Genomic DNA, 23,809 nt, shown 5'->3' on the forward strand with positions numbered 1-23,809 from the left:
ACAGAAGACGGGCCCAGATCGGCGTTTTCGGCGCGGAAGCGCACTCCGGTGCGCTGAGCACCGAAAACGACGAGATGGGCCCGTATCCGAAGCGGGTGACCGCCGCTCTACGACACGCGGGTCACGCGCCGGAGCGCCACGGTGAGCACGACGAGCGCGATCAGGGTCGGCAAGGCGATCACGCCGACGTCCACCCAGCCGAGCCACTCGGCCGGGTCGAGGCCCAGGGCGGGGATCGGCAGCGCGAACGCGTTGTAGGCGGCGGCGCCGAGCGCGAGGACGCCGCACGAGACGAACAGCCACACGAGCGCGCCGAGCAGGCCGTGGCCGAGGCGCTCCATGGCCGGCGCGCTCCGCCAGCGGCCGACGAGGACCCGGAGGGTGGCGACGAAGGCGATGAAGGCGAGCGCGCCCGCGGCGCCCGCGGCGAGGAGGACCTCGCTCTGGCTGAGCGCCCGCCGCTCGGTGATGCCGTAGACCCTGCGGAGGACCATCGCGGTGCTGGTGAAGACGGCCGCGCCCGCGGCGAGGCTCACGGCGATGGACAGCAGCGACGCGACGGGGCGAGCGCGCCGCGCCTTGCGCGTCACGTCGTCCGCGCTCTGGCCCTGGGCGTTCGGGATGACGACCGTGGCCCGCTCGTCGTTCGGGGCGCCTTCGGTCACGGCGACGCCCACGCCGAGCGCGCGGGAAGGCGCGAGCGGATCCTGCAGATCGAAGTCCGCGAGCAGGCGATCGAGCTCCTGGGCGGACGGCGGCCGGTCCTCGCGCGCCCGGGCCATGGCGCGCTGGATCAGCGCCTCGAGCCCCTCGGGGATGGTCTTGTCGATGTCGCGCGGGCGCCGGGGGTCCTCGGTGAGCAGGCGGAGCATGGTCCGCGTCGGCTCCTCCTCGGGGAAGGGCCGCTCGCCGGTCAGCATGCGGTACAGCACGGCGCCTACCGCGTAGATGTCCGCGCGCGAGTCGACGTCGGCCGAGCCGCGCGCCTGCTCCGGCGCCATGTACTGGGGCGTGCCGACCACCGAGCCGGTGCGCGTGAGGTCGGCGCCGTCGAGCACCTTGGCGACCCCGAAATCGAGGATCTTCACGTGGACGCTGCCCCCTTCGCGCCGGACGAGGAACAGGTTCGACGGCTTGAGGTCGCGGTGGACGACGCCGGTCGCGTGGGCCGCGGCCAGGCCGCGGCAGACCTGGCGCGAGATCGTGATGGCGGTGGGGAGCGGCAGCTTGCCGACCTGGTCGAGGAAGGCGCCGAGGTCCTCGCCCTTGAGCAGCTCGGTCACCATGCACGGGCGCCCGTCCTTGAGGCGGACGATGTCGACGACGTCGATCACGTGCTCGTTGCCCACGCGCGCGATCGTCTGCGCCTCGCGCTCGAAGCGCGCCATCGCCTCCCGGTGGCTGGCGAAGTGCTCGTGCGGCACCTTGACGGCGAAGCGCTTCGGCAGGCGGATGTGCTCGGCGACGTAGACGCGGCCCATGCCGCCCGCGCCGATCACGCCGGTGATGCAGAAGCTCCCCGCGAGCAGCTCGCCGACCATCGGATCGGTCGCGGTCACGCCCTGGAGCTCCAGGGCCGTCGCGTCGATGGGGCAGACGAGGAAGTCGAGCGGGTACCGGACGCCGCACACGGGACAGCGTCGGGTGGGCCTCTCCGGGGGTACCTGTTGCCGTGCCTGGTCCGGGGCGGCTTGCCTGGCTAGGTCGGCCATCGACGGCGAGTCTAATCGAGAAGCGGGTTCCGGGCGCGACGGATCGGCCCCGGGGCTGGCGCAGGGCGACGCCGGAGAGCTCCGCCGGTTGCCGCGCGGCGGCCTGGCGGCGTCCGCGGCGCGTCCCTGTGTCACGCGGGCATGGGCTGGAGGCCCACCTGGCCGGGCCTCATCACGTCGATGCCCACCCGTGGGGAGCTGTCGCTTTCGCTGGCTGCGCCGATGGGTGGGTGGTCCCGGACCAGCGAGCGACAGCGGAGCTCCGTGCCCACACGACACGCGCCGCGATCTGCGCGTGATCCGAGCGGGCCTGATCGCCGTGAAGGTGGAAGTCTTCAATTCGGCATTCTTGGAGAAATATTGAACAGGGAGGCGGGGAGACGGGGAGATTGATGGGATTAACTTCTTCTTCTCCCCGACTCCCCGACTCCCCGACTCCCTGTGAATTTTCCCGGACTATTCGAGGGGATGCTTCAGGAGCAGGCCACCTCGGCGCTCAGGCAGGGCCCGAGCCCGCTGCGGGCGCGGCTTCACGGCTCATGATGCGACGAAGGAAGCTTGAGGCGCGAGCGTTGTGCTGATGGGCCCGCTGGGGTATAGCGAGCTTCGATGGCATCTTATCACGGCGCCCCGACCGACGTCGCCTCGGTCCTTCGCCAGGTTCGCAGGCCCAGGCGGGCGGTCGTCACCGCAGGCATGCCCTACGCCAACGGGATGTTGCACCTTGGGCACCTCGCGGGGGCGCACGTCCCTGCGGACATCCACGCGCGTTGGCTGGGCCTCGTCATCGGCCGCGAGAACGTCCTCTTCGTCTGCGGCACCGATGATCACGGCTCCGCCAGCCAGATCGCGGCGCGCCAGGCCGGGGTGCCGATACGCGAGTTCATCGACGGCATCCACGAGAAGCAGCGCGCGAGCCTCCGGCGGTATGACATCGATCTCGATGTCTACTCGGGGACCTCGCGGCCAGAGTGCTTCCCGATTCAGCAGGAGCTCGCGCACCGCTTCCTCCGGCGCCTGCACGACAACGGCCTGCTGGAGAAGCGCACGAGCAGCCAGTGGTTCGATCCGGAGCTCCAGTGCTTCCTCCCCGACCGCTTCGTGCGCGGGCGCTGCCCCAACCCGAAGTGCGACAACGGAGACGCGTACAGCGACGAGTGCGATCGCTGCGGTCACCAGCACTCGCCCTCGGAGCTCGGCAGCCCGCGCAGCGCGCTCAGCAACGCCACGCCGGTGATGCGCGACACCGCGCACTGGTGGCTCGACATGTGGGCCGTGTCCGAGACGCTCCGGGGCTGGATCCAGGGCAAGCAGGGCGCGTGGCGCCCGGCGGTGCTCGCGGACGTGCTGAACACCGTGATGCCTTCGCTCCGCTTCGAGGCCGAGCTCGCCCCGGCGTACAAGGAGATCAAGGCGTCGCTGCCGAAGCACAAGGCGAAGTTCACGCAGGATCGCAAGGTCCTGCTGCAGCTCGGCAGCAAGCCGGAGATGGAGGAGGCGCGCGCCGCCCTGGCGCGCCATGGCGTCCCCAGCGAGCCCGTCGAGGACTGGGCTCACCGCGCCATCACCCGCGACGTCGCCTGGGGGCTCTCCTTGCCGGTGGATCTCGATCCGGAGCTCTGCGGCAAGACGCTCTATGTCTGGCCCGACTCGCTGATAGCGCCCATCGCCTTCTCGCAGGTCGCGCTCGCCCGGAGGGGCGTCGATCCGGCGCGGTACGTGGACTTCTGGTGCGATCCAGAGGCCAGGATCTACCAGTTCCTCGGCCAGGACAACGTCTTCTTTTACGTGCTCATGCAGGGCGCGATGTGGCTCGGTACGCAGCCCGATCCGCGCCGGCTGCCGGCGCCCGGCGAGCTGCAGCTCACCGACGTCCTCGGGTGCTTCCACCTGCTCGTCGGGGGCGACAAGATGAGCAAGTCGCGGGGAAACTTCTTCACCGCCGATCAGCTCCTCGACGAGAAGGGGTATTCAGCGGACCAGATCCGTTATTACCTGGCGCTGCTCGGCCTCGCGGAGAAGCCGTCGAACTTCGATTTCGCCAAGCTCGACGAGCGCAACCGGTTCCTCGCCGGGCCGCTCAACGCGGCGTTCGAGCGGCCGATCTCCGCGGCGCACTCGAAGTTCGATGGGCGCGTGCCCCACGGCGCGCTGCTCGACAAGGTCGCCTCGGACACCCTGCGCATCGTCCAGCGCTACGTGCGCGCGATGGATCGCGCCGACTACCCGACGCTGCTCTTCGAGATCGAGAACTACGCGCGCGTCATCAACAGCCTCTTCGCGCAGTTCAAGCCGCACGACGATCGGCACCCGGAGGAGGGCCGCCGCGACGCCCTCTTCTCCTCGTTCTACGTACTCAAGAACCTGATGATCATGCTCTACCCGTTCGTCCCGACCACGATGGATCGCCTGCGGGAGTCGCTCCGGCTCCCGCCGGAGGTCTTCCGCCTCGAGGAGCTCGGCACCCCCATCCCCGCCGGGCACGCCATCGGTCCCAAGCAGGTCTACTTCCCGCCGGCGCCGGAGGAATAGCTCCGCGTGTCAGAAGTCCCGCCAGAAACGCCGGTCGATGGCGAGCGGCCGCAGAAAACAGCAGCTATTTCATAGCTTTCGCCTGTTTCGCCGCCGAGGGCGGTCCCGGTGCGGCCCCACGGGGCGCCCTGCGCCGCCGCATCGCGCGCGGCCAAGGGAGTCGCGCCATCACCGTCCCACCGTACAGCCACGCTGCACGCGCTGGTGAACATGGAGAACCTTGCGCGATCCGCCTACCTCCGTATCAGCGACTTATCCATGCATCGACGAAATACTTCTCCTGTACGCTCGCGATGCGCCGGGCGCGCGCCCGCCGTTTCCTGGATCAAGGAGGTCGCTCGGATGAGATGCAGGGTTCTGCTTCGGATCGTGCTCATCGCTTCTTTCTCACTCGTGCTCTTGCTCGCCGGTATCCGCCCGAGCGCCGCTCAGTCGAATTTGCCCTACTGGACCGAGATTCCGCAGGGCGGCGCCATCCCCGACGCCATCTGGGACGGCGCGAGCGCCTATCACCAGGGCATGTTCTACATCTTCGGTGGGTTGAACGGGACCTACCCGGATGACGAGCCCGTGGCCGATTTCAGCGCCTTCGACGTCGACACGCTGACCTGGTACGACCTCGGCCAGTACCCAGGCGGGCCGTCCGCCAGGGCCGAGTCGATGATGTGGTGCGTCGCCGAGGAGGACGCGCTGATCGTCTCCGGCGGGAGAGGTCCTTTCCGGCGCGGGCTCGACCTCACGCACCAGGACACGTTCCGGTTCGATCCGGTGCACGGGTGGACGCAGATCGCGCAGAGCGCGGCCGAGATCGGGCGCGCCAACCGCTCCACGGAGGCGGTCGCCGTGCGAAAGAAGGGGAAACACAAGACCGTCGCGTACGCCTTCTCGGGCTCGTCGTCGACGCTGCCAGCCTTCATCAACCGCCCTGACGGCCTCCAGCACAACCTGGTCCGCTACAAGAACGGCTGGAAGCAGGTCGCGACCGGCTCACCCGCCCCGCGCGCTCGAGCCCACCATCCGCTCGTCTACTCCCAGGGCTGGAACGCCCTGCTCGTCTATGGGGGATACACGAACGACGCCGTGAACGGGACCGGCCTGTTCACGCCGGAGAACTACCTCGGCGACCTCTGGCGGTTCGACGTCGACACGGAGACCTGGGATCAGCTCGTCTTCGACGAGGCCGCCGGACCGGGTCACCGCGACAACGCGAAGCTGATCGCCGATGAGCACAACGACCGCATCTGGCTGGTCGGGGGCAGCCAGTTCGACGGTACCACCCTGTCCGATGTCTGGTACTTCGATCTCCACACCGGGACCTGGACCCGCGTGGACACCGCGATGACGGGCCCCGCGCCGGCGCCGAGGTTCGGCCAGTTCTACTTCACTCGGAGGACCGCCACGGCCTACGAGCTCTACATCTTCGGGGGAGCGACCGCGGAGTTCGCGCCAGTGCTGCTCAACGACATGTGGAGATTGACGATCCCCCTCGCCTGCGGCGGCTGAGTCTCCCCAAAAGCTTCGAATACGCCGGTCTCAGGCGAATTCTCCGACCTCGCCCTGGTCACGATTTCCTGGACTCCACAGGCCGGACTGCCGGGCTGAACATCTTCCCTGACGTGGAGGGCCCGCGCCCCGGTAGCCATGCGAGAGAACGCAGCCATGCGGCCAAGCAGCCGCGCGACGCCGAGCACGCTCCTCAGCATGGCGACGTGAACGGTGAGTTGCCAGGTCAGCAGGCTCGTGCCTTGGCGCAGCTCTCGTGTTACGAGGTTGGTGTCCATGGTGGGGGATGCTGGAACGCCGGGCGCCACGGTCGCGAAAGAACGGTTCCGCACGTGGAACGACTTCGTCCGCGAGCTGAATCTCACCGACCCGCTGCGCCGTCTCGTACTCGACTCCTGGGAGCGCAGCCGGGCGGCGGCGGTCGACCCCGTTCGTCCGCCCTTCCGGCGGATCAACGACGAGGAGCTCGCGAGGAGGCTGGAACGGAGCGCCGACCTGGTCCGGGCCGCCATCCCTCACCTGCACTGGGCCGCCGCGCTCCTGCGGGCGTCGGAGCCGGCCGTCTACGTCGTCGATGGGGACGGCATCGTCCTTTACTCGGTCGGCACGTCTCCTTCGATGATGCAGACATTCGGCCTCCTGCCCGGATTCGACTGGTCGGAGCGGGCGATGGGGACCAACGGCGCCGGCACCGCCATTGCCGCCAATCGCCCGGTCGCGATCGTCGGGCCGGAGCACTTCGCGAGCGCATTCGACGACTGCACGTGCACCGGCGCGCCGATCCACGCGCCCGACGGTACGATCATCGGCGCGATCGACGTCAGCACGTCCGTCGCGACCGGCAGCCCCGAGCGGCTCGCGCTGGTGGCGCACATCGCCTACACCATCGAGCGCGAGCTGCAGGCGGCATGGGAAAGTCGCCGCCGCGAGGCCGAGGAGGCAGGCCGGATCCAGGCAGAGGAGGCGCGCGAGCAGCTCGCTCACCTGCAGGCCGTCACGGCCGCGCTCGCCCGCACGAGCACCGCCCGAGAGTCCGCCTGCGTCGCGATCCACGCGATCGGCGCGATCCTGCGGGCCCAGGGCGCGCGGGCCTACCTGCGAACGGACGACCCACGAGGGCTGCGCCTCGTGGCCTCGACCGGCGACGACGGGACGTCGCCCTTTTCGGCGATCCCGTCCGATCCGGAGCAGCCGATCGTCCTGGCCCTGTGCCGCGGCGAGCTGGTCATCCTGCCGGACCCCGACGAGGCCGAGGGGGCCGCCACGCGCTTCGCCCCGAGCCCCACCCTGGCCGCGATGGCCTCGCCACGCCTCGTGGCGCTGCCGCTCCGGATCCACGGTCGGGATCTCGGCGGCCTGGTATTCGTCATCGAGGGGCCGTGCCGCCTCGATCCGGCGATGCGCCAGCTGGTCGCCACGATGGCAGATCAGTGCGCTCAGGCGGTCGAGCGCAATTGCCTCTTCGAGTCGGAGATGCGCGCCCGCGCCGAGGCACAGGATGCGGTCCGGCAGCGCGAGCAGATGCTCGGCATCGTGGCCCACGATCTCCGCAATCCCCTCAGCACGATCATGCTCCGGGCGGCCCTGCTGAAGCGGGAGCTCGGGTCCCGCGTCGGCGCGGAGAAGTGGCGGGACGGCGTACGGACGATCGAGCGCGCAGCGCTCCACAGCAACCGCCTCATCGCCGACCTGCTCGACGTGGCGAGCATCGACGCTCGCCGATTGTCGATCCTGCCCGCCCCTCACGAGGTCTCCGACCTCGTGGCGGATGCGACGGAAGCGGTGCGCCTCGGCGCGACCAGCCGCTCGTTGTCGGTGCACGTGGAGGTTCCGGCGGATCTGCCGCGGGTGCTCGCCGATCGCGACCGGGTCGTCCAGGTCCTCTCCAACCTGCTCGGGAATGCCCACAAGTTCACGCCCGACGGCGGGGCGATCGGCGTGCGTGCCGAGGCGCTCGACGGCGAGGTCGGGATCCACGTCCGGGATTCCGGTGTCGGGATCGCGGCCGAACACCTCCCACGCATCTTCGACCCGTACTGGACGCGCCCGAACAACAGGCAGCGCGGCACGGGCCTCGGTCTGGCGATCGCGCGAGGGATCGTCCAGGCGCACGGTGGGCGAATCTGGGTGGAGAGCCGGGTCGGCGACGGGAGCACCTTCTCGTTTACCTTGCCGCTCGCCGATCGCTGAAGCGCGCTGGAGGAAAATTGCTAACATATCGGAATGGCCTCGAGCGGGCTATCCTTCGCAGGCTGTCGACCGTGACGCCATTTGGTTAAAGTAAGCGCTTCGACGCCGAGTCATGCGCAGCCGAGCCGTGGTCGAGCTTGAACGCCCACTCGGTCGGAAGGCTTACTTCAAGATTCCGCACCTGCCCGGCTCTCGCACTGGCTCGTCCGACCGCACCGCTCCGCGCGAGCTTGCTGAGCGCTGCCTGGTCGCGCCGCGCCCTGGAGAAGAGGTGCTCGTGCAAGAGAAGCTCGACGGCTCCTGCGTCGCGGTCGCGCGCCTCGGCGACGCCGTGCTGGCGCTGGGCCGTGAAGGCACGCTCGCCGCGCGCTCCGAGAACCCCGGGCGCCAGATGTTCGCGGCCTGGGTCGAGCAGCGCGCGGCCTCGTTCCGCGAGCTGCTCCACCCCGGCGGGTGGCTCGTCGGCGAATGGCTCGCGCTCGCGCATTCGACGCGTTACGAGCTCCGCCACGAGCCATTCGTGGTCTTCGACGCCTTTCATGAGGGCCGACAATGGACGTTCGACGAGCTCGACGCTCGGTTGCAAGGCGCATTTCCTCGTCCGGCGCTCCTGCATCGAGGTGGCGCGCTCGGCATCTCGGCCATGCTCGGCAGGTGAAAACTCCGGGAGCGTCGCGAAGGGACCGCGCGGCGAGCAGGGCTACGGCTGGGACCCTGTGTGGATCCCGGACGGCTTCGAGCGCACGTTGGCCGAGCTCCGGAGCTCGAAATACGTCGTCAATATGCGACTCTTGCCTTTCCTCGAGCTCGCCGCCGAGCTGCGTGGCACGGGCTTCGAAGGCGTGTTCGAGTCTCACGTGACCGTCGCCGCCTGCGACAAGGTCGTGCTGCCTTCGCCCGATAGCGAGGCCGAGGTGTCGCGCGCGTTCGCCGAGCTGGGGGCCTACCTGTCGCGCGGCGCGCCGCGCGCGGACGGCGTCGAGCTCCGCTTCGTCACGCTGCGCTCGTGGGGCCTGGGGCAGGCTTCGGCCGACGCGCGCTTCGATCAGGTGCTGGCGCTCGCGGCGCGGCTCGGTCTGCCGCTGCGCAACCGTACGCGTGAGTACACCGTCTATGATTCGGCGCTCGATGTGGACACGGGGTGGATGGCATGAGCCTGATCCGTTCGTGGCTCGAGCTCATGCCGCGCACCGAGCTCGGCGCCGACGCCGTGCTGCGAGGCAGCCAGCTCACGGCGAGCTGGGTCCCCGGGCGCGTCGCGGCGGATCTCGACTTCGTCCTCATGGGGGACTGGAGCCTCGATCGCGCCACGCGCGTCGTGAATCAGCTCCTGGGTTCGAGCGAGCTGCCGGCTGAAGGCGTCGTCGCTGACCTCTGCGTCAAAGCGTGGGGCATCTGGCTCGAAACGCCCTGGCCTGGCCTGCGGCTCGAGCTTTCACGCGGCGAACGGAAGCTACAGGTCGACTTCGGTTGGGGCGAGGTGCTCGGCGTCGCTCCGCGCCCCTTCGAGCTGGAAGGTTTCACGCTGCCGGCCGTCGCGCCCGAGGTGATGTTCGCCTGGAAGGTTCACTCGCTGGTGGAGCTCGGTCCGCGTGGTCGCTGGCACCCGAAGACGCTCATCGATCTGGTGCTCCTGGCCCGGCACTGCACGCTCGATCCCGTGGCCACCAAGCGTTGCGTCGAGAGCGCCTTCGCCAGCCGCGAAATGAGCCTCAGCGCGCTCGACGCGTTCTTCACGGCCGAGGATTGGGGGTCCGGCCGCAGCAGCCGCCACAAGTGGAAGAAGTACGTGGCGTCGGCGCCGTGGGTCACCTTCTCGCGCACCGACGCCATCCGCGAAGCGCGCGAGGTGGTGCGGTCGTTCCTGCACCCCGCCAGCTGACGAAGCCGCGCCGAACGTGGGCGCCCGGGTCCGGGGACGTCGCCGCGCCTACCTGCAGGATCCGGTCTCGATCGAGCGAGGGCGAACCGAGGTGTTCTGGATGCTGTTCGGGTCGGTCACCGCGACCTCGCGACCCCAGCCGGTGAGCCCCGCGAAGGTCCCGTCGGTCGTCATGTCGAACGGCCCGTCGCTCTGACAGTCGCTGTTCTTGACGGCGCCCCACGACCAGGCGAGCCACCCCACCTCGAGCTCGACGCTCCTGGCCAGGAGCGTCTTGTAATCGAACGGGTGCTTGCCGCACTCGTACACGGCGTGCTGCGCGAACTCGCCGACCATCAAAGGCAGGTTCAACGCCACGGACTCCTGCAGCTCTTTCGTGATCGTGGCCCCGCTGCCGTCCGTCCACCACATGTGGACGCTGAGCAGGATGTTCGGGTCGTGCTTGACGAGCGCGGGGCCGACGGCCTGGAGCTGGTCGATGTTCTGCCCCCACTTGGAAGCGTCGATCACGAGCGGGACCGTGATGCCGGCGCCGCGCATCCGGGTGATGGCCTGCTTGTAGCCCGCCTCCCACGCCGCGTTGTCCACCTGGTCACCGACCTCGTTGCCGATGTTGACGAGCAAGCTCTGCTCGTGCTTCTTGATCACGGCGACGACATCCGCTCTCGTCCAGTAGTCGACGAGGCTCGGCAGGAGATCCCATTTCCCCGTCGCGTCGTGGAGCTCGACGATCGGAATGAGCTTCTGCGCGAGCGCGTTCGTGATGGCCTGATCGAGGCCCGCCGAGGACTCCGTGGCGAGCCAGACGATCCGCACCGCGTTGGCGCCGGTCTTCGCGATCTCCGCGAACTCCGGCAGGCCGTCGGGCCCCGACGACAGCCACACGACCATCTCGTTGATGCCCCGGAGCAGCACCTTCTCTCCGCAGCGGTCGTAGAGAAAGCGGCCGCGCACCGAGAACCCCGTCGACTCCTGGTCACCCCCGCCGGCGCCCGCGCCCGAGGTGGCGCCGCCAGCGCCGGACGTGGCGCCGCTGCTCGAGGCGGCGCCGCCGCCGGACGTGGCGCCGCTGCTCGACGTGGCGCCGCCGGCGCCCGACGTGGCGCCGCTGCTCGACGTGGCGCCATCGGCGCCGGACGTGGCTCCGGTGGCCCCCCCGCCCGCGCCCGATGCGCCGCCGCCCGCTCCGGTCGTCTCCTGCCCCGAGCCCTGCGGGTCGTCCGAGTCGTCTCCGCATCCCGCGGAGAGGCCCAGCGCCATGAGGGCTGCTCCGGTCCAACCAGCCACCGACCCGTGAAGAACGCGCATCGTGATCTCCTTCTGCCTCTCCCCTGATTGCACCTGGCGACGTCCGGCTTCGACCCTGCGTGACCGCACGGTGAACCCTTCTCGTTCTCCAGGTCGAACAGGTCCTGCACGCCGCGCAGCGGCGCGGGCAGCGCGCCAGTGACGCCCTGCGTGGACAGGCCTGGGAGGAACCCACGGCGAGGAGAGGACCTATTCCGTCCGCGGGCCCACGAGAATGAAGAAACCAAGAAACCGCGGACCGGGGCTCACAAACGACGCCTGCGACATGGCCCGAGGCCCGCGGGAAGCGCGGACAACAAACCACTTAATCGGTTCATTGTCCAGCGCCTCGATGGGCGCCGCGGGGCCGGGATGTCCGAGGGGGACGAGCGCGCTTCGGAGCTCGCGGAGACGGCCACATGTGTGAGCCGGCCCCCGCTTGAATCAATCGGTAAAGTTTTCACCGCATCGTCGAGCGCGGCGCGGGAGATCTCATGGCGCGATGCGCGGTCATGAGATCACGCGCCGCGGGCGCTGCGTGCGTTCAGGCGGCGCGCGGGCGCACGCCGTAACCGGCCCCGCGCACGGCCTCGACGAGGGCGGTAACGGGCGCGCTCGCCGGATCGTGCTGCACCACGACGGTGCCCTCGCGCAGGCGCACGTCGACCTTGGCCACGCCGCCGAGCTCGCGGAGCGCGCTGTCGATGTGGCGGACGCAGGACGGGCAGCTCATCCCGTCCACCTGGAGCATGGTCTCTTTCATGGCGTCTTCCTTTCGGCGACCCACGGGCCGCTCACCTTCGGAGACGCAGCCATCGGGGTTCATTACACCCGAGCAGCGGCAGGTCTGCTATGGAGGGCCGTGAGGCGCTCGCATCGCGCACCCACGAGAGCGGATCGAGGGTGCGCCGGGCCCCGAAGCGAGGAACAGCGCGGTTATCTCCAGGACCGGCAAGGGTTGGCCACCTGGGCAGGAACAGGAGAAGGAGAACAGGCGTCCCCGCCACGCCAGAGCGGCCAGCCGCCACGGCAGCGGGTCGAGAGACGCTCGACATCCCGGCCGAACCCGTTCACAATGGGTTCAGATTTGAAATTGATTTTCAAAATCTGGCAGGACCCATGGTTTCCAGCGTTCCTCCCCAACTTGACGTGACCTTCCCCGACGTGGACTCGACCAGCAGCGTGGCCGGCGCGGATGCCCCGGCGCACGCCGGCGCCGCAGCTCCTGCGGGTCCGCTCTCCGAGGTGCGCGCCGGTGAGCGCGTGATCGTGGTCGAGGTCGGCCTCGACGCCGAGCTCGCCGGGTGGCTGGGTGCGATGGGGATCGGCCCCGGCCAGACGCTCACGTCGATCCGGCGCGCGGCGTTCGGCGGGCCGCTCCACGTGCGCACCGGGTCGGGCGGGGAGCTCGCGATCAACGCGACGCTCGCGCGCTCGATCCTGGTGGCGCCCCTGCCCTCGCAGAGGCGGGTCGGATGACCGCCTGCCATGCGGGCACGGAGCGCCTCCCGACGTCGACAGAGCGGCCGCTCATCGCGCTGCTCGGGCGACCGAACTCCGGCAAATCGTCGCTGTTCAACCGGCTGACAGGCGGCAGCGCGCACGTCGGCAACTTCCCGGGGATCACCGTCGACATCCTCACGGCCGACGTCCGCATCGCGGGCGGGGCCGTCGCGACGATCGCGGATCTCCCCGGGCTTTACTCGATCGAGGCCGTCGTCGATCCGGCGACGGACGAGGGCGTCGCGCGCCGCTTCCTCGACCGCACCGGCGAGGGCGAGCGGCCGCGCCTCGTCGTCCAGGTGGTGGACGCCACGCAGCTCGGGCTCGGCCTGCGGCTCACGCGTGAGCTCGTGCGGCGCGGGCTCGCCCCGCTCGTCGTCGCCACGCAGCGCGACGTGCTCGAGGGCGAGGGGCGCGGGCTCGACGTCGGCGCCCTCGAGCGCGCCATCGGCCTGCCCGTGCTGCTCGTGAGCGCGAGGGACCCGGCCGCCCGGGGCGTGGTGCTCGACGCGGCGGCCGCGCGGCTCGACGCGATCGCGTCGGGCGCCGTGGAGCCCCCCGGCGCCGCGGCGTGGGATCCCGATGAGGTGGCGCGCGCCGTGTACGTCGAGCCGCCGCGCCGCGACGCCGCCGCGGAGCGACGGAGGACGTTCACCGCGCGCGCCGACGCCGTGCTGCTCCACCCGGCGGCCGGCCCGGTGCTGTTCCTCGGGCTCATGGCGCTGCTGTTCGCCGCCGTGTTCCTCGTGGCCACCCCGGTCACCGAGGTGCTCGACGCGGCGATCGGTGAGCTCGGCAGCCTCGTGTCCCGCGCCCTCGGCGGGGGGCTCGCCGCCTCGTTCGTCGTCGACGGCCTGCTCGGCGGGGCGGGGACGGTGCTCGCCTTCATGCCGCAGATCGTGATCCTCACGATCGCCATGGAGCTGCTCGAGGCGAGCGGGTACCTCGCGCGCGGCGCCTTCCTCGTCGACCGCCTGCTCCAGCTGATGGGGCTCAGCGGCCGGGCGTTCCTCCCGCTGCTGATGGGGCACGCGTGCGCGGTGCCCGCCGTGCACGCCACGCGCATCCTGCGCGACCCGCGCGAGCGGCTCACGGCGATCCTCGTCCTGCCGCTCATGGCCTGCTCGGCGCGGATCCCGACCTACGCGCTCCTCCTGACGACCTTCTTCGCGGCCCACGGCGCCTGGGTGCAGGCGCTGCTCTTCGTCGCGCTCTACGTCTCCGGCATCTTCTCCGGGCTCGTCGCCTCGCTCGTGCTGCGGCGCACGGCGACCCGCGGGCGCTCGCTCCCGATGGTGCTCGAGATGCCGGCGTACCGCAGCCCCGAGCCGCGGCTCGTGGTCCGCAAGGCGGGCCAGGCGGCGTGGCGGTTCACGCGCGACGTCGGGACCGTGATCCTGGCCGTCTCGGCCGTGCTGTGGGTGCTCTTGAAGGTCCCCATGCCGGGCGCCGCGCCCGCGGCGCCGCCGGCCGCCGCGGCCGAGAGCGCGGCGACATCGCTCGAGGCGACGTCGCTCGAGGCGAGCATCGCCGGCAGCGTGGGGCGCGCGCTCGAGCCGGTGACCGCGCCGCTCGGGTTCGACTGGCGCATCAACGTCGGCCTCATCGGCTCGTTCGGCGCGCGCGAGGTCATGGTCGGGACGATGGGGGTCATCTTCGGCGTCGAGGACGCCGACGACGAGCCCGCGCCGCTCGCCGAGCAGATCCGCGAGGCGAGGCGGCCGGACGGGTCGATCGCGTACTCGTCGCGCACCGGGCTCGCGCTGCTCGCGTTCTTCGTCCTGGCCTGCCAGTGCATGAGCACCGTGGCGGCGATCCGGCGCGAGACGAAGTCGTGGCGCTGGCCGGCGTTCGTCCTCGCCTACACCTACGCGGCGGCGTACGTCGCGGCGCTCGTCGTCTACCAGGGGAGCGGGCTGCTCGGGATGCCGTGAGGCGGCGCCGCTCAGGGAGCGGCGCGCGCCGGCGATCCTGGCCCTGGCGAGCAGGAACAGATCGGCATCCGAGGAAGTCATGCCGAGGGACCTGATCGCGTCGGCCCTTCAGGCGGCGCGGCTCCCGTGCAACAATCGGTCAATTCCGGTGGGGGCCACGTCATCGGCAGAAGAGATCGAGGCGTCGATCGGCCGCGACGAGGAGGTCGCCTGCACGGCCTCTCTCAGCCCATGCGCTCGCCGCGAGCACTACCTGGCGCCGGGCGAGCTCATGGCGCGCGCGGCGCCCCGCATCGCGCGCGTGGCCGATCTCGACGAGCTCGCTGCGCTCCTGCTCGACCAGGCGATGGAGCTCGGCGCTCGCGCTGCCTACCTGCTCCTGACCTCCGAGGACACCGGCGAGCTCGGGCTCCATTCCCACCGCCACGTGCCCGCCGACATCTGCCTCTGCCTCGCGCGGGTCGCGCGAGGCGCGCCGCTGCTCGATGAATGGGCGGCGAGCTCGGGTCGGGTTCAGGTGATGAGCGATGCGCGCTCGCTCGATCCGGGTCCGTCCGTGACGCGAGAGCTCTGCGCGCGGGCCGACGCACAGAGCGCGGTCTCGATGCCCCTCTGCGTCCGCGATCGCTGCCTTGGCGTCCTCTCGTTTTGCCTGTCCCGCCCTTATCCTTGCGCCGACGTCGATCTCGGCGCGCTCGCCGCGCTCTTCGCGATCGGCCTGGACAGCGCCCTCGCGCGCCGGGGGAGCGCACGGACCTCGGATCGCATGGCCCAGGAGCTCCGACGCACGAGTCACCTGGAGAGGGCGCTCCGGGAGAGAGAGGAGCGCTTTCGGGCGATCTTCGACGGGGCCCTCCAGTTCATCGGCCTGCTCTCGCCGGAGGGCATCGTCCTGGAGAACAACCGCACCGCCCTCGAGTTCTGCAGGGCCACGGAGGCAGAGACGATCGGCCGTCCGTTCTGGGAGCTGTCGGGGTGGAGCCCCGAGCACAGAGAGCACGTCCGCGCCGCCGTCGCCGAGGCCGCCGCGGGCCGGCTCGTGCGAGACGAGATCTACGTGAACGGAGCGACCGGGCGGCGCTTCATCGATTTCTCCATCAAGCCCATCACCGACGACCGTGGCAGGGTCGTGATGCTCATCCCCGAGGGGCGCGACATCACCGAGCGCAGGCAGATGGAGCAGTCGCTCCGCGAGAGCGAGGAGGACTTCAGGCTCACCTTCGAGAACGCGCCCATCGGCATGGCCATCGTCGGGCTCGGCGGGGGGTTCATCCGCGTCAACCACGTCTACTGCGAGATCGTGGGCTACACGGCCGACGAGCTCTCGCAGCTCCGCTTCCAGGACATCACCCACCCGGACGACGTGGACACCGACGTGGGCCTGGTCGAGCGGCTGCGCGGCGGTGAGATCCCGCGCTATCAGCTCGCCAAGCGATACATCCACAAGAACGGCACGACCATCCACGTCGTCCTTCATACGTCCTTGGTGCGCGACGAGAACGGCGAGCCCATCCACTACATCGCCCAGGTGGAGGACGTGACGGCGCGCAAGCAGGCCGAGGAGGAGCGGGAGCGCCTGCTCGCGCAGCTGGACGCCGAGCGGAGGACGCTGCGAACCGTCTTCGACAGCGCGCCCGTCCCGCTCCTGCTCGTCGATCGGAGCGGCGCAGAGCGCCTGATCGCCAACCCGCACGGGCGAGATCTCACCGGGGGCGCGGAGGATCGGGAGCAGTGCGTCGGTCGCGTGCGGCGCCCGGACGGCACCGCCCTCCTGCTGGACGAGCTGCCGTCGAGCCGGGCGATGCGCGGCGAGACGATCCTCGGCGAAGAGCTCCTCGTCTCCAAGGCGGACGGCTCGTCCGGAACCTTCCTTATCGCCGCCGCGCCGCTCCGCGACAGCGCGGGGGAGATCACGGGCGCCATCGTCGCCGGCGAGGACATCAGCGCGTTGAAGGAGCTCGCGCGCATGCGCGAGGAGTGGACGAGCATCATCGCTCATGATCTGCGTCAGCCGATCACCACCATCCTCCTCAAGGCCTCTCGGCTCGCGACGGAGCCGCAGTGGAGCGACAGGGCGCAGCACATCCGGGCCAGCGCGATGCAGCTCAACCGGATGATCGACGATCTGCTCGACGTCTCCCGCCTCGAGTCGCATCGGCTGGATCTCAGGCATGTCGAGGTGGATCTGCCAGCGCTCATCCGCGCGACGGTGGAGCGGACGGCCGACGCGACGAGGGGACATCGGGTCGACGTCGAGGTGCAGGACGGGCTCCCGCCGCTCCTGGCCGATCCCGGGCGCCTGGAGCAGGTGCTCACCAACCTGCTGTCCAACGCGGCCAAGTACGGCGCGCCCGAGACGCCGATCAGGATCGCCGTGGAACGGCGGAGCGGCGAGGTGTCCGTGGCGGTCGAGAACGAGGGGAAGGGCATCGCGCCGGACGAGGTGCCGAGGCTCTTCACCCGCTATTACCGGACGCGCGAGGCGAAGGCAGGAGGCGCCGCCGGGCTGGGCCTCGGGCTCTACATCGTGCGGGGGATCGTCGAGGCCCACGGGGGGCGGATCTGGGCGGAGAGCGCGCCAGGGATGACGACCTTCCAGTTCACGCTGCCGCTGCCGTAGCGACGAGGCGCGGACCTGACGCTCCGCCGTGCCGCTCGAGACAGCCACCAGGAGACATCGCGACGGCCTGGTGCCCCTCCTTGACAAATGCCACCGAGTAGCATATTCAGATCATGGAACACGACAAGGTCGCGCTCATCACGGGCGCAAACCACGGTATCGGGCTCGAGCTCACGCGTCGTCTGCTGTCGGAGGGCTTTCAGGTCATCGCGCTGAATCGCTCGGGGTTCCCCGAGGACGATGCGCTGATCCGGGAGGGCATCGAGCGCCGGAGGCTCCGTGTCCACAAGGCGGATCTGTCCGATTTCGAGGGCCTCAGGCGGGTGCTCGACGCGATCAAGGGGAGCGAAGAGAAGATCGACGTGCTGTTCAACAACGCTGGCGGCAGCGCCCCGGAGCTGACCTTCTCCAGGCAAGGTCGCGAGCTGCACTTCGAGCTCCAGACGGTGGTGCCGTATGTCCTCGCGATGGAGCTCAGAGGGCTGCTGCGGAAGGGGGACTTGAAGACGGTCGTGAACACGTCCTCCAATGCGTTCGAGATGACGAGGCGCTTCGATCCGGACGCCCTGGAGCGCCCGGCGTCGTTCAAGCAGCTCTTCGGCCCTTACGCGACCTCCAAGCTCGCGCTCTCCCTCTGGACGCGTGAGGTGGCGCCGCTGCTCGCGGGGGACGGGATCAAGATCCGGAGCGTGGATCCTGGGCCCAACAACACGCTGAGGAAGGGAAAGCGGTCAGGGCTGCCGTTCTACGTGGAGCCGCTGATGAGGTTCCTGTTCCCGCCCCCGAGCCAGGGGGCTTCGCGGCTCTACGAGGCGGCGTTCGGCGCGAGCCGGGACCTCTCAGGCGTCTATTTGAAGAAGGACCGCGCGAGGGATCTCCCGTTCCGGGAGCATGGCCCGAGGGTGCTGGAGAAGGTGCGATCCATCCACGAGCGGGAGTTCGCCGCCCCCTGAGGTCCTCGAGACAGCCGCGCCTCGCTGACTCACATCTCCTCTCGCCAGGCGGGCGCACATCACATCTCCTCGAGCTCCTTGCCCTTCGTCTCGGGGATGAAGGCGACGACGAACACCAGCGAGGCCGCCGCGGCGGCGGTGTAGAGCCCGTAAGCGATGCCCAGGCCGGCCGCCTTGAGCGCCGGGAAGGTCGCGCTCACGAGGAAGTTCGCCACCCATTGCGCGGCGGCCGCGATCGAGAGGGCGAGGGCGCGGATGCGGTTCTCGAACATCTCGCCGAGCAGGACCCAGGTCACCGGGCCCCAGGACGCCCCGAAGCAGAAGACATACAGGTTGGCGGCGAGCAGCGCGGCGGGGCCGGCGGCGCCCGTCAGGACGGGGTTGCCCGCGGCGTCCTCGCCCGCGGCGCCGAACACGGCCGCCATGGCGCCGAGCGTCAGCGTCATGCCGATGGATCCCGCGATGAGCAGCGGCCTGCGCCCGACGCGGTCGACTGTCGCGATGGCGACGAGGGTGGTCACGATGTTCGTGACGCCGGTGATGACCGTGATGGCGAGCGAGCTTCGCTCGGAGAACCCGACCGCCTGCCAGAGGACGCTCGAGTAATAGAAGATGACGTTGATGCCCACGAGCTGCTGGAACGCCGAGAGGCCGATGCCGATCCAGACGATGCGGAGCAGCCCGGCGCGCCCGCGCAGATCCGCGAGCCTGGGCCGGCGCTCGGACGAGAGCGTCCTCTGGATCTCGACGAGCTTCGCCTTTGCGGACGCGCCGAGGAGGCCACGGAGCACGGCGAGCGCCTCGTCCACACGCCCCCTCGCCACGAGGTGGCGCGGGGACTCGGGGATCAGCAGCGCGCCGAGCCCGTAGAGGAGCGCCGGTGGGACGGCGCTCCAGAACATCCATCGCCAGGCCTGTGCCCCGAGCCAGAACGGGCCCGTCGCCGAGCCCGCGGACGTCGCGATGGCGTAATCGCCGAGCAGGGCGACGAAGATGCCGAGCACGATCGCGAGCTGCTGGAGCGATCCGAGGCGGCCGCGCAGGTGGGCCGGCGCGATCTCCGCGATGTAGGCGGGAGCGACGACGCTGGCCGCGCCGATGGCCATGCCGCCGAGCACCCTCCACGCGCTGAAGTCCCAGGGCGAGATCGCCGCCCCCGAGCCCGCCGCGCTGACGACGAACAGCAGGGAGGTCGCGATCATCGTCCGCGTCCGGCCGTAACGGTCGGCCAGCCTGCCCGCGAGCATCGCGCCGGCAGCCGCGCCGAGCAGCGCCGAGGACACGGACAGGCCCACGGTCCCCGGGTGCGCTGTGAATACCCTCTCCAGCGCGCCGACGGCGCCGTTGATCACGGCGGTGTCGAACCCGAACAGGAAGCCGCCCAGCGCGGCGACGGACGCGATCAGGGCGATCCGTACCGTCGAGAGGGGCTCCCCGCCGCGTTCATCCCCCTGCTGCGCCGCGGGCTCTGCCATGCCCCCGGTGAACCACGAACCGTGCCGCCGGCCGCCCCGGCGCGTGCGCGTCGTCGACGACGCACGGGCATGATCGCTACGGCGCCGCCGTCGGCGCCGCCACGATCGCTTCGAGGCGGCCGAGCACCACCTCGAGCCGCTCGATCATCGCTTTCAGGTCCGCCCGGTACGCTCGATCGTCGGTGTGGACCAGCTCGTCTCGCATCCCCACGAGCCGGGTCGAGAGGGCTGTCCTTGTGTCATCCGCTTCGCGCTCGCTGAGCTCGAGATGCAGCATGTTCATATCTCCTCCTGACGCGGGGCATGTACCTCGGACGAGCGTTCGTTCACGGGCGCTCCCGCGCGGCTGTTCGCGCCGCCGGTCGGTGCCTCTCGTCTGCTCGCTCGCCTGGCGTTCGCCGCTGCTCCTTTCGACAGTGCATGAGGTCTGCGCTGCCCGAGGACCGCGAGGGAACATGGTGACGCGACGCCTCGCTGTCATCGGCCGCGGCGATCGGGCAGCGCTCCGGCCCGTTCGACACGCGGCGAGAGACCGATGAGCCCGTGGACCTGGATCGCCTCGACGACCTCCGGCGGGGCGCAGAACATGCAAGCCAGAGGCGCGTAGCCGCGGCGAGGCCACGCCTCAGGACGGGGGAATCATGCAGACGCCAGGACCCGAGGAACGTGAACGGTTTACACAGCAGGAGAGCCCGATCGCGCCGATATCGGGCGCGCGGCGCAGGCTGGAGGAGGAGAGGGAGGCGCCGCGGATCGTGCTCGGCGGCTCGCTCGCCGAGGTGGTGTGCGGCGCGGGGACGATCGTCCTCGCCATCCTCGGGCTGACGGGGTTCATGCCGGGAGAGCTCACCTCGATCGCCACGATCGTCTTCGGCGCCGGGCTGATCGCGCATGGGGGCGCGATCGCCTCGCGCTTCGGCGCCCTGGCGCGCACCACGGCGCCCGTCGAGTGGGACACGCGCGCCGAGCTCGGCGGCGGCATGGGCGCGGAGCTCGTCGGCGGCGCGGCGGGCATCGTGCTCGGCATCCTCGCGCTCCTCGGGCTCGCCCCCGGGGCGCTGACGTCGGTCGCGGTGATCGTCTTTGGCGGCGCGCTGCTGCTCAGCGGCGGTACGACCGCGGACCTCGGCGCGCTCGACGTGCGCGGCGCGCACCAGCACCTCGCCCACGTCGCTCGTCAGGCGGCGATGGCCGCCGCCGGCTTGCAGTCGCTCGTCGGCGCCGGAGCGGTCGTGCTCGGCATCCTCGCGCTGGTCGGCATCCATCCCCTGGTGCTCACGCTCGTCTCCCTGCTCGCGCTGGGGTCGGCGATCGTCACGAGCGGCTCGGCCGTCTCGGGGCGCGCGGCGGCGGCGCTTCGGCGCTGAGCCCGGGCCTCGCGGAGGAGGCCGCGAGCGGCCTCTCCCTCTCCACGCGCGTGTCATGACCCCGCGCGCTTCCGGATCGACCTGGCCTCGACATCGATGTGCTTCACATCGGGTCGCTGGCTGTCGCTGGAGGCGCGCGCAGGCTTGATGTAGAAGGCTGTCGAGGCTGGGGGGCTCGGGGCTGCTGGCTACCCGACCGATGTCGGCCCGATGACGGCGGCAGACGATGGGGATCGGGGGCTGCTCTGCTTCTCGACGGTGATGAGCAGCTCGAACTCGGCGTGCGGCACGGTCATCCCGGGCAGCTTGCCTCTCCGGCTGCCAGCATTGTAGTCGAGCACTCCGACCCGTCGCCACGGGGACTCGGAGCTCGGCCGCTGCCAGACGACGAAATGCGTGCTGCCGGCCTCGATCCGCTCGGGCGGCGAGAGGTGAACGACGTTCACCAGCAGCCGTGTGGTCGCGGCGTCAGAGTCGATGTCGGCGGTGATGTGCGCATCGGCGCCGGGCGCGAGCCGCGTGCCCTGAATGGTTTGCTCGCTCGGGCCGCCGCAGCCCGCGAGCGCCATGCTCGCGAGGAGAGCGAGCGTGAGCCCTAGCCGGCCGCCGATCCGTCGTCCCATGTCAACGTGCTTCATATCGCCACCTCGATCGCCTCTCTGCTTCACGGCGGACCCGCTGTCCCCGTCGGGCGTCGCGTCCGGGCTGGCGGGTGCCACAGCCCCTCGGCCGCATCGTGGCAATTTGAGCAAGCGTCGTGCCGAGGTGGGATGTGCATCGGCGGATGGCGGAGAGGCGAGCACATCCACGACCGCGCCACCGCGCTGTTCCAGGAGGATGTCCGGCGGCCCGGACGCGCGTCCCGAGGGCGCTGGAGGTCGCTCGGCGCCTGCACAGCTGATATAGCTCCGCCCAGGACATCGCAATGAGTGCCACCACGACGGCTCAGCCTCCCATCGTCTTCATCACCGGTGCCTCCTCCGGCTTCGGCGCCGCCATTGCCCGGCGCTTCGCCGGCCTGGGCGCGCGCCTCGTCCTCGCCGCCCGCCGCTACGAGCGCCTGGAGGCGCTCGCGGCGGAGCTCTCGGACAGCCGCATCGCCGGCCCCGCTAGCGCGCGCGCGCCGGCGATCCACCTGATCCGGCTGGACGTCCGCGACCGCGGCGCGGTCGACAGGGCCATCGCCGAGCTCCCGCCCGAGTTCTCCGAGGTGACCGTGCTTGTCAACAACGCGGGCGGCGCGCTCGGGCTGTCGCCGGCGCACCAGGCGAATCTGGACGACTGGGAGGAGATGATCGACACCAACGTCAAAGGCTTGCTTTACTGCACCCGGGCGCTGCTGCCCGGCATGGTGGCGCGCGACCGCGGGCACATCATCAACATCGGCTCGGTCGCCGCGGAGACGCCGTACCCCGGGAGCAACGTCTACGGCGCGTGCAAGGCGTTCGTCGCGCAGTTCTCGCTGAACCTGCGCTCCGACATCCTCGGCAGTCGGGTGCGCGTCACGGACATCGAGCCCGGCATGGCGGAGACGGAGTTCTCGGTTGTGCGCTTCAAGGGAGACCAGGAGAAGGCCGCCGCCGTGTACCGCGGCGTGAAGCCGCTCTCGGCCGAGGACATCGCCGAGTCCGTCGTGTGGTGCGCGATGCTCCCCGAGCACGTCAACGTGAACCGGCTGGAGCTGATGCCCGTGATGCAGGCGTTCGCCGGCTTCGCCGTCAAGAGGAGCTGAGGCGCGCGGCGCACAGGCTCACGCCGGCTCGATCCACGCACGCGCCTGGCTAGCCAGCTGCTCGGCTCACGCCCTCTTCAACATGCTTCGGCGCGACGTTCTTCGGGAGCTCGCGCGCGAGCCTCTTCACGATGAACCTGGTATCGAGGTCCTCCTTGAGCATCCGCTGGCGGTGCCGCGCGATGTCGAGGCCCTTCTTCTTGAACGTCTCAACCTCGTTCGCCTCGGGGGGTGCGCCTAGACCTGCGCCATCGCCGGCGCCGTCAGGTCGCCGCGGCCGAGCATGATGCACGCGACGTTCGCGCGGACCAACGCGAGGCGTTCGAGCGCGTTCACACGGATGTTCTTGTCCTTGGTCAGGACGACCCAGCCACGGCGGCCGACCTCGACGAGCCACTCGGCATCGGGCGTGTTCTGCGCGAAGTGATCGTCGTGGGCGTGGACGTCGAGCTTCGCCGCTCGCAGCGCTTCGACGACGAGCCCTCGGCCGAGCGAGCACGAAGGCCTCGATAAGGTTCGAGAACGAGAGGGCGAGGGGCGAGCGCTCGGCCGGCTTGAAGAGCGCCTTGCGCGGACCGTCGCCCGAGGCCCAGAGGCGCAGGGTGGACGGCGACAGGCGGACGATCCGCGCGGCACGCGGGACCGGATACGCCGGAAGCTCCTCCGGGGCCCTGCTGTCGTAGATGTCTGCCTTCGGCGCCATGGGGTTATTCTACCACGCGGCTGCGGCGAGCGCGCGGCTCGAGCGCTGCGCGGCCTGGTGCCAGCCATCACGCGCAGGGTGTTTCCAGTCCGCTAACGTCGATCTCGCCGGAGATGAGGAGAGAGAGAAGCAGGTCGCGCTGTCCGGCGAGCACCTTGTTCCGTCGCTGCATCACTTCAACCTGCTGCAGCAACGGGTCAACAAGCGAGCCAAAGCGCGCTTGTAACTCTCGCGATGAGATATGGACGTCGAGCAGGTGTAAGGCGTTCCGATTGATGCCAGACCAGCGGCATTCTGCCGAGAGAAATCCATCGAGCGCAGCAGATAGAGTAACCAATAGGGGTTGCTCCCCTTGAAGTCCTTCACAAACAACGTGGTATTCAGTGGCCAGAATGGCTCGCGAATGAGGTAAACCT

The 23,809-nt window shown here is 70.2% G+C and carries 20 protein-coding genes and 1 pseudogene; 13 read left to right on the plus strand and 8 right to left on the minus strand.

Going from position 1 to position 23,809, the window contains the following annotated elements; genetic code table 11:
- Nucleotides 1-107: 107 nt before the first annotated feature.
- On the minus strand, nucleotides 108-1,631 hold the full coding sequence (locus tag WME95_RS44160) for a serine/threonine-protein kinase (RefSeq protein ID WP_437905200.1): 1,524 nt from the start codon (nucleotides 1,629-1,631) through the stop codon (nucleotides 108-110).
- A gap of 690 nt (nucleotides 1,632-2,321) precedes the next feature.
- On the opposite strand from WME95_RS44160, the gene WME95_RS44165 reads away from it, so the two are divergent.
- The 7 genes and pseudogenes from WME95_RS44165 to WME95_RS44195 all read left to right on the plus strand — a co-directional run bounded on the left by WME95_RS44165 (nucleotide 2,322) and on the right by WME95_RS44195 (nucleotide 9,819).
- Nucleotides 2,322-4,244 (plus strand): methionine--tRNA ligase, encoded by a 1,923-nt coding sequence (locus WME95_RS44165; protein ID WP_437905201.1) that lies wholly within the window; start codon nucleotides 2,322-2,324, stop codon nucleotides 4,242-4,244.
- 342 nt (nucleotides 4,245-4,586) lie between these two features.
- Complete coding sequence (locus tag WME95_RS44170) at nucleotides 4,587-5,747, plus strand: Kelch repeat-containing protein (RefSeq protein ID WP_437905202.1); 1,161 nt, start codon at nucleotides 4,587-4,589, stop codon at nucleotides 5,745-5,747.
- 276 nt (nucleotides 5,748-6,023) lie between these two features.
- Nucleotides 6,024-7,937 carry an ATP-binding protein gene (locus WME95_RS44175; protein ID WP_437905203.1) on the plus strand — a complete coding sequence of 638 codons (1,914 nt, stop codon included), beginning with the start codon at nucleotides 6,024-6,026 and terminating at the stop codon, nucleotides 7,935-7,937.
- A 277-nt stretch (nucleotides 7,938-8,214) separates the two neighbouring features.
- Entirely contained in the window at nucleotides 8,215-8,595 is a 381-nt protein-coding gene (locus tag WME95_RS44180) for an RNA ligase family protein (RefSeq protein ID WP_437905204.1), read from the plus strand.
- Nucleotides 8,558-8,644: pseudogene (locus WME95_RS44185) on the plus strand (hypothetical protein); the annotation flags it as partial. The gene WME95_RS44180 and the pseudogene WME95_RS44185, both read left to right, overlap by 38 nt.
- A 75-nt stretch (nucleotides 8,645-8,719) precedes the next feature.
- Nucleotides 8,720-9,091 (plus strand): hypothetical protein, encoded by a 372-nt coding sequence (locus WME95_RS44190; RefSeq protein WP_437911133.1) that lies wholly within the window; start codon nucleotides 8,720-8,722, stop codon nucleotides 9,089-9,091.
- Entirely contained in the window at nucleotides 9,088-9,819 is a 732-nt protein-coding gene (locus tag WME95_RS44195) for a nucleotidyl transferase AbiEii/AbiGii toxin family protein (RefSeq protein WP_437905205.1), read from the plus strand. Before WME95_RS44190 ends, WME95_RS44195 begins: the two co-directional genes overlap by 4 nt.
- 48 nt (nucleotides 9,820-9,867) lie before the next feature.
- On the opposite strand, the gene WME95_RS44200 is transcribed toward WME95_RS44195, so the two are convergent.
- Together WME95_RS44200 and WME95_RS44205 are read right to left on the minus strand one after the other, a co-directional pair.
- Nucleotides 9,868-11,127: a cellulase family glycosylhydrolase gene (locus WME95_RS44200; protein ID WP_437905206.1), complete on the minus strand. Its 1,260-nt coding sequence runs from the start codon at nucleotides 11,125-11,127 to the stop codon at nucleotides 9,868-9,870.
- Nucleotides 11,128-11,650: 523 nt separating this feature from the next.
- Nucleotides 11,651-11,869 (minus strand): heavy-metal-associated domain-containing protein, encoded by a 219-nt coding sequence (locus tag WME95_RS44205; protein ID WP_437905207.1) that lies wholly within the window; start codon nucleotides 11,867-11,869, stop codon nucleotides 11,651-11,653.
- Between the two features lie 356 nt (nucleotides 11,870-12,225).
- Between WME95_RS44205 and WME95_RS44210 the strand changes: the two genes are divergently transcribed.
- The 4 genes from WME95_RS44210 to WME95_RS44225 all read left to right on the plus strand — a co-directional run bounded on the left by WME95_RS44210 (nucleotide 12,226) and on the right by WME95_RS44225 (nucleotide 18,116).
- Entirely contained in the window at nucleotides 12,226-12,585 is a 360-nt protein-coding gene (locus WME95_RS44210; RefSeq protein WP_437905208.1) for a FeoA family protein, read from the plus strand.
- Entirely contained in the window at nucleotides 12,582-14,543 is a 1,962-nt protein-coding gene (gene feoB / locus WME95_RS44215) for a ferrous iron transporter B (protein WP_437905209.1), read from the plus strand. The genes WME95_RS44210 and feoB overlap by 4 nt, the downstream gene beginning before the upstream one ends.
- Nucleotides 14,544-14,622: 79 nt before the next feature.
- The gene (locus WME95_RS44220; RefSeq protein ID WP_437905210.1) at nucleotides 14,623-17,163 is read left to right on the plus strand and encodes a PAS domain S-box protein; all 2,541 of its coding nucleotides are present in this window, start codon (nucleotides 14,623-14,625) and stop codon (nucleotides 17,161-17,163) included.
- 113 nt (nucleotides 17,164-17,276) lie between these two features.
- Nucleotides 17,277-18,116 carry an SDR family NAD(P)-dependent oxidoreductase gene (locus WME95_RS44225; RefSeq protein WP_437905211.1) on the plus strand — a complete coding sequence of 280 codons (840 nt, stop codon included), beginning with the start codon at nucleotides 17,277-17,279 and terminating at the stop codon, nucleotides 18,114-18,116.
- A 59-nt stretch (nucleotides 18,117-18,175) separates the two neighbouring features.
- Here WME95_RS44225 and WME95_RS44230 read toward each other — a convergent pair whose 3' ends face one another.
- Nucleotides 18,176-19,591, minus strand: coding sequence for a sugar porter family MFS transporter (locus WME95_RS44230; RefSeq protein WP_437905212.1), 1,416 nt, complete (start codon nucleotides 19,589-19,591; stop codon nucleotides 18,176-18,178).
- Between the two features lie 76 nt (nucleotides 19,592-19,667).
- Nucleotides 19,668-19,874 carry a hypothetical protein gene (locus tag WME95_RS44235; RefSeq protein WP_437905213.1) on the minus strand — a complete coding sequence of 69 codons (207 nt, stop codon included), beginning with the start codon at nucleotides 19,872-19,874 and terminating at the stop codon, nucleotides 19,668-19,670.
- 358 nt (nucleotides 19,875-20,232) lie between these two features.
- Between WME95_RS44235 and WME95_RS44240 the strand changes: the two genes are divergently transcribed.
- Nucleotides 20,233-20,958: a hypothetical protein gene (locus WME95_RS44240; RefSeq protein WP_437546784.1), complete on the plus strand. Its 726-nt coding sequence runs from the start codon at nucleotides 20,233-20,235 to the stop codon at nucleotides 20,956-20,958.
- A 188-nt stretch (nucleotides 20,959-21,146) separates the two neighbouring features.
- Here the strand turns inward: WME95_RS44240 and WME95_RS44245 are convergent, their stop codons facing one another.
- Nucleotides 21,147-21,596 (minus strand): hypothetical protein, encoded by a 450-nt coding sequence (locus WME95_RS44245; RefSeq protein ID WP_437905214.1) that lies wholly within the window; start codon nucleotides 21,594-21,596, stop codon nucleotides 21,147-21,149.
- A gap of 287 nt (nucleotides 21,597-21,883) precedes the next feature.
- Here WME95_RS44245 and WME95_RS44250 point away from each other — a divergent pair, with 287 nt between their 5' ends.
- On the plus strand, nucleotides 21,884-22,690 hold the full coding sequence (locus tag WME95_RS44250) for an SDR family oxidoreductase (protein ID WP_437905215.1): 807 nt from the start codon (nucleotides 21,884-21,886) through the stop codon (nucleotides 22,688-22,690).
- Between the two features lie 237 nt (nucleotides 22,691-22,927).
- On the opposite strand, the gene WME95_RS44255 is transcribed toward WME95_RS44250, so the two are convergent.
- Nucleotides 22,928-23,461 carry a hypothetical protein gene (locus WME95_RS44255; RefSeq protein WP_437911092.1) on the minus strand — a complete coding sequence of 178 codons (534 nt, stop codon included), beginning with the start codon at nucleotides 23,459-23,461 and terminating at the stop codon, nucleotides 22,928-22,930.
- Nucleotides 23,461-23,730: a hypothetical protein gene (locus WME95_RS44260; RefSeq protein WP_437905216.1), complete on the minus strand. Its 270-nt coding sequence runs from the start codon at nucleotides 23,728-23,730 to the stop codon at nucleotides 23,461-23,463. The genes WME95_RS44255 and WME95_RS44260 overlap by 1 nt, the downstream gene beginning before the upstream one ends.
- Nucleotides 23,731-23,809 lie beyond the last annotated feature (79 nt).

The sequence above is a fragment of the Sorangium sp. So ce327 genome, from assembly GCF_051530205.1.
Classification (GTDB): Bacteria; Myxococcota_A; Polyangia; order Polyangiales; family Polyangiaceae; genus Sorangium; species Sorangium cellulosum_B.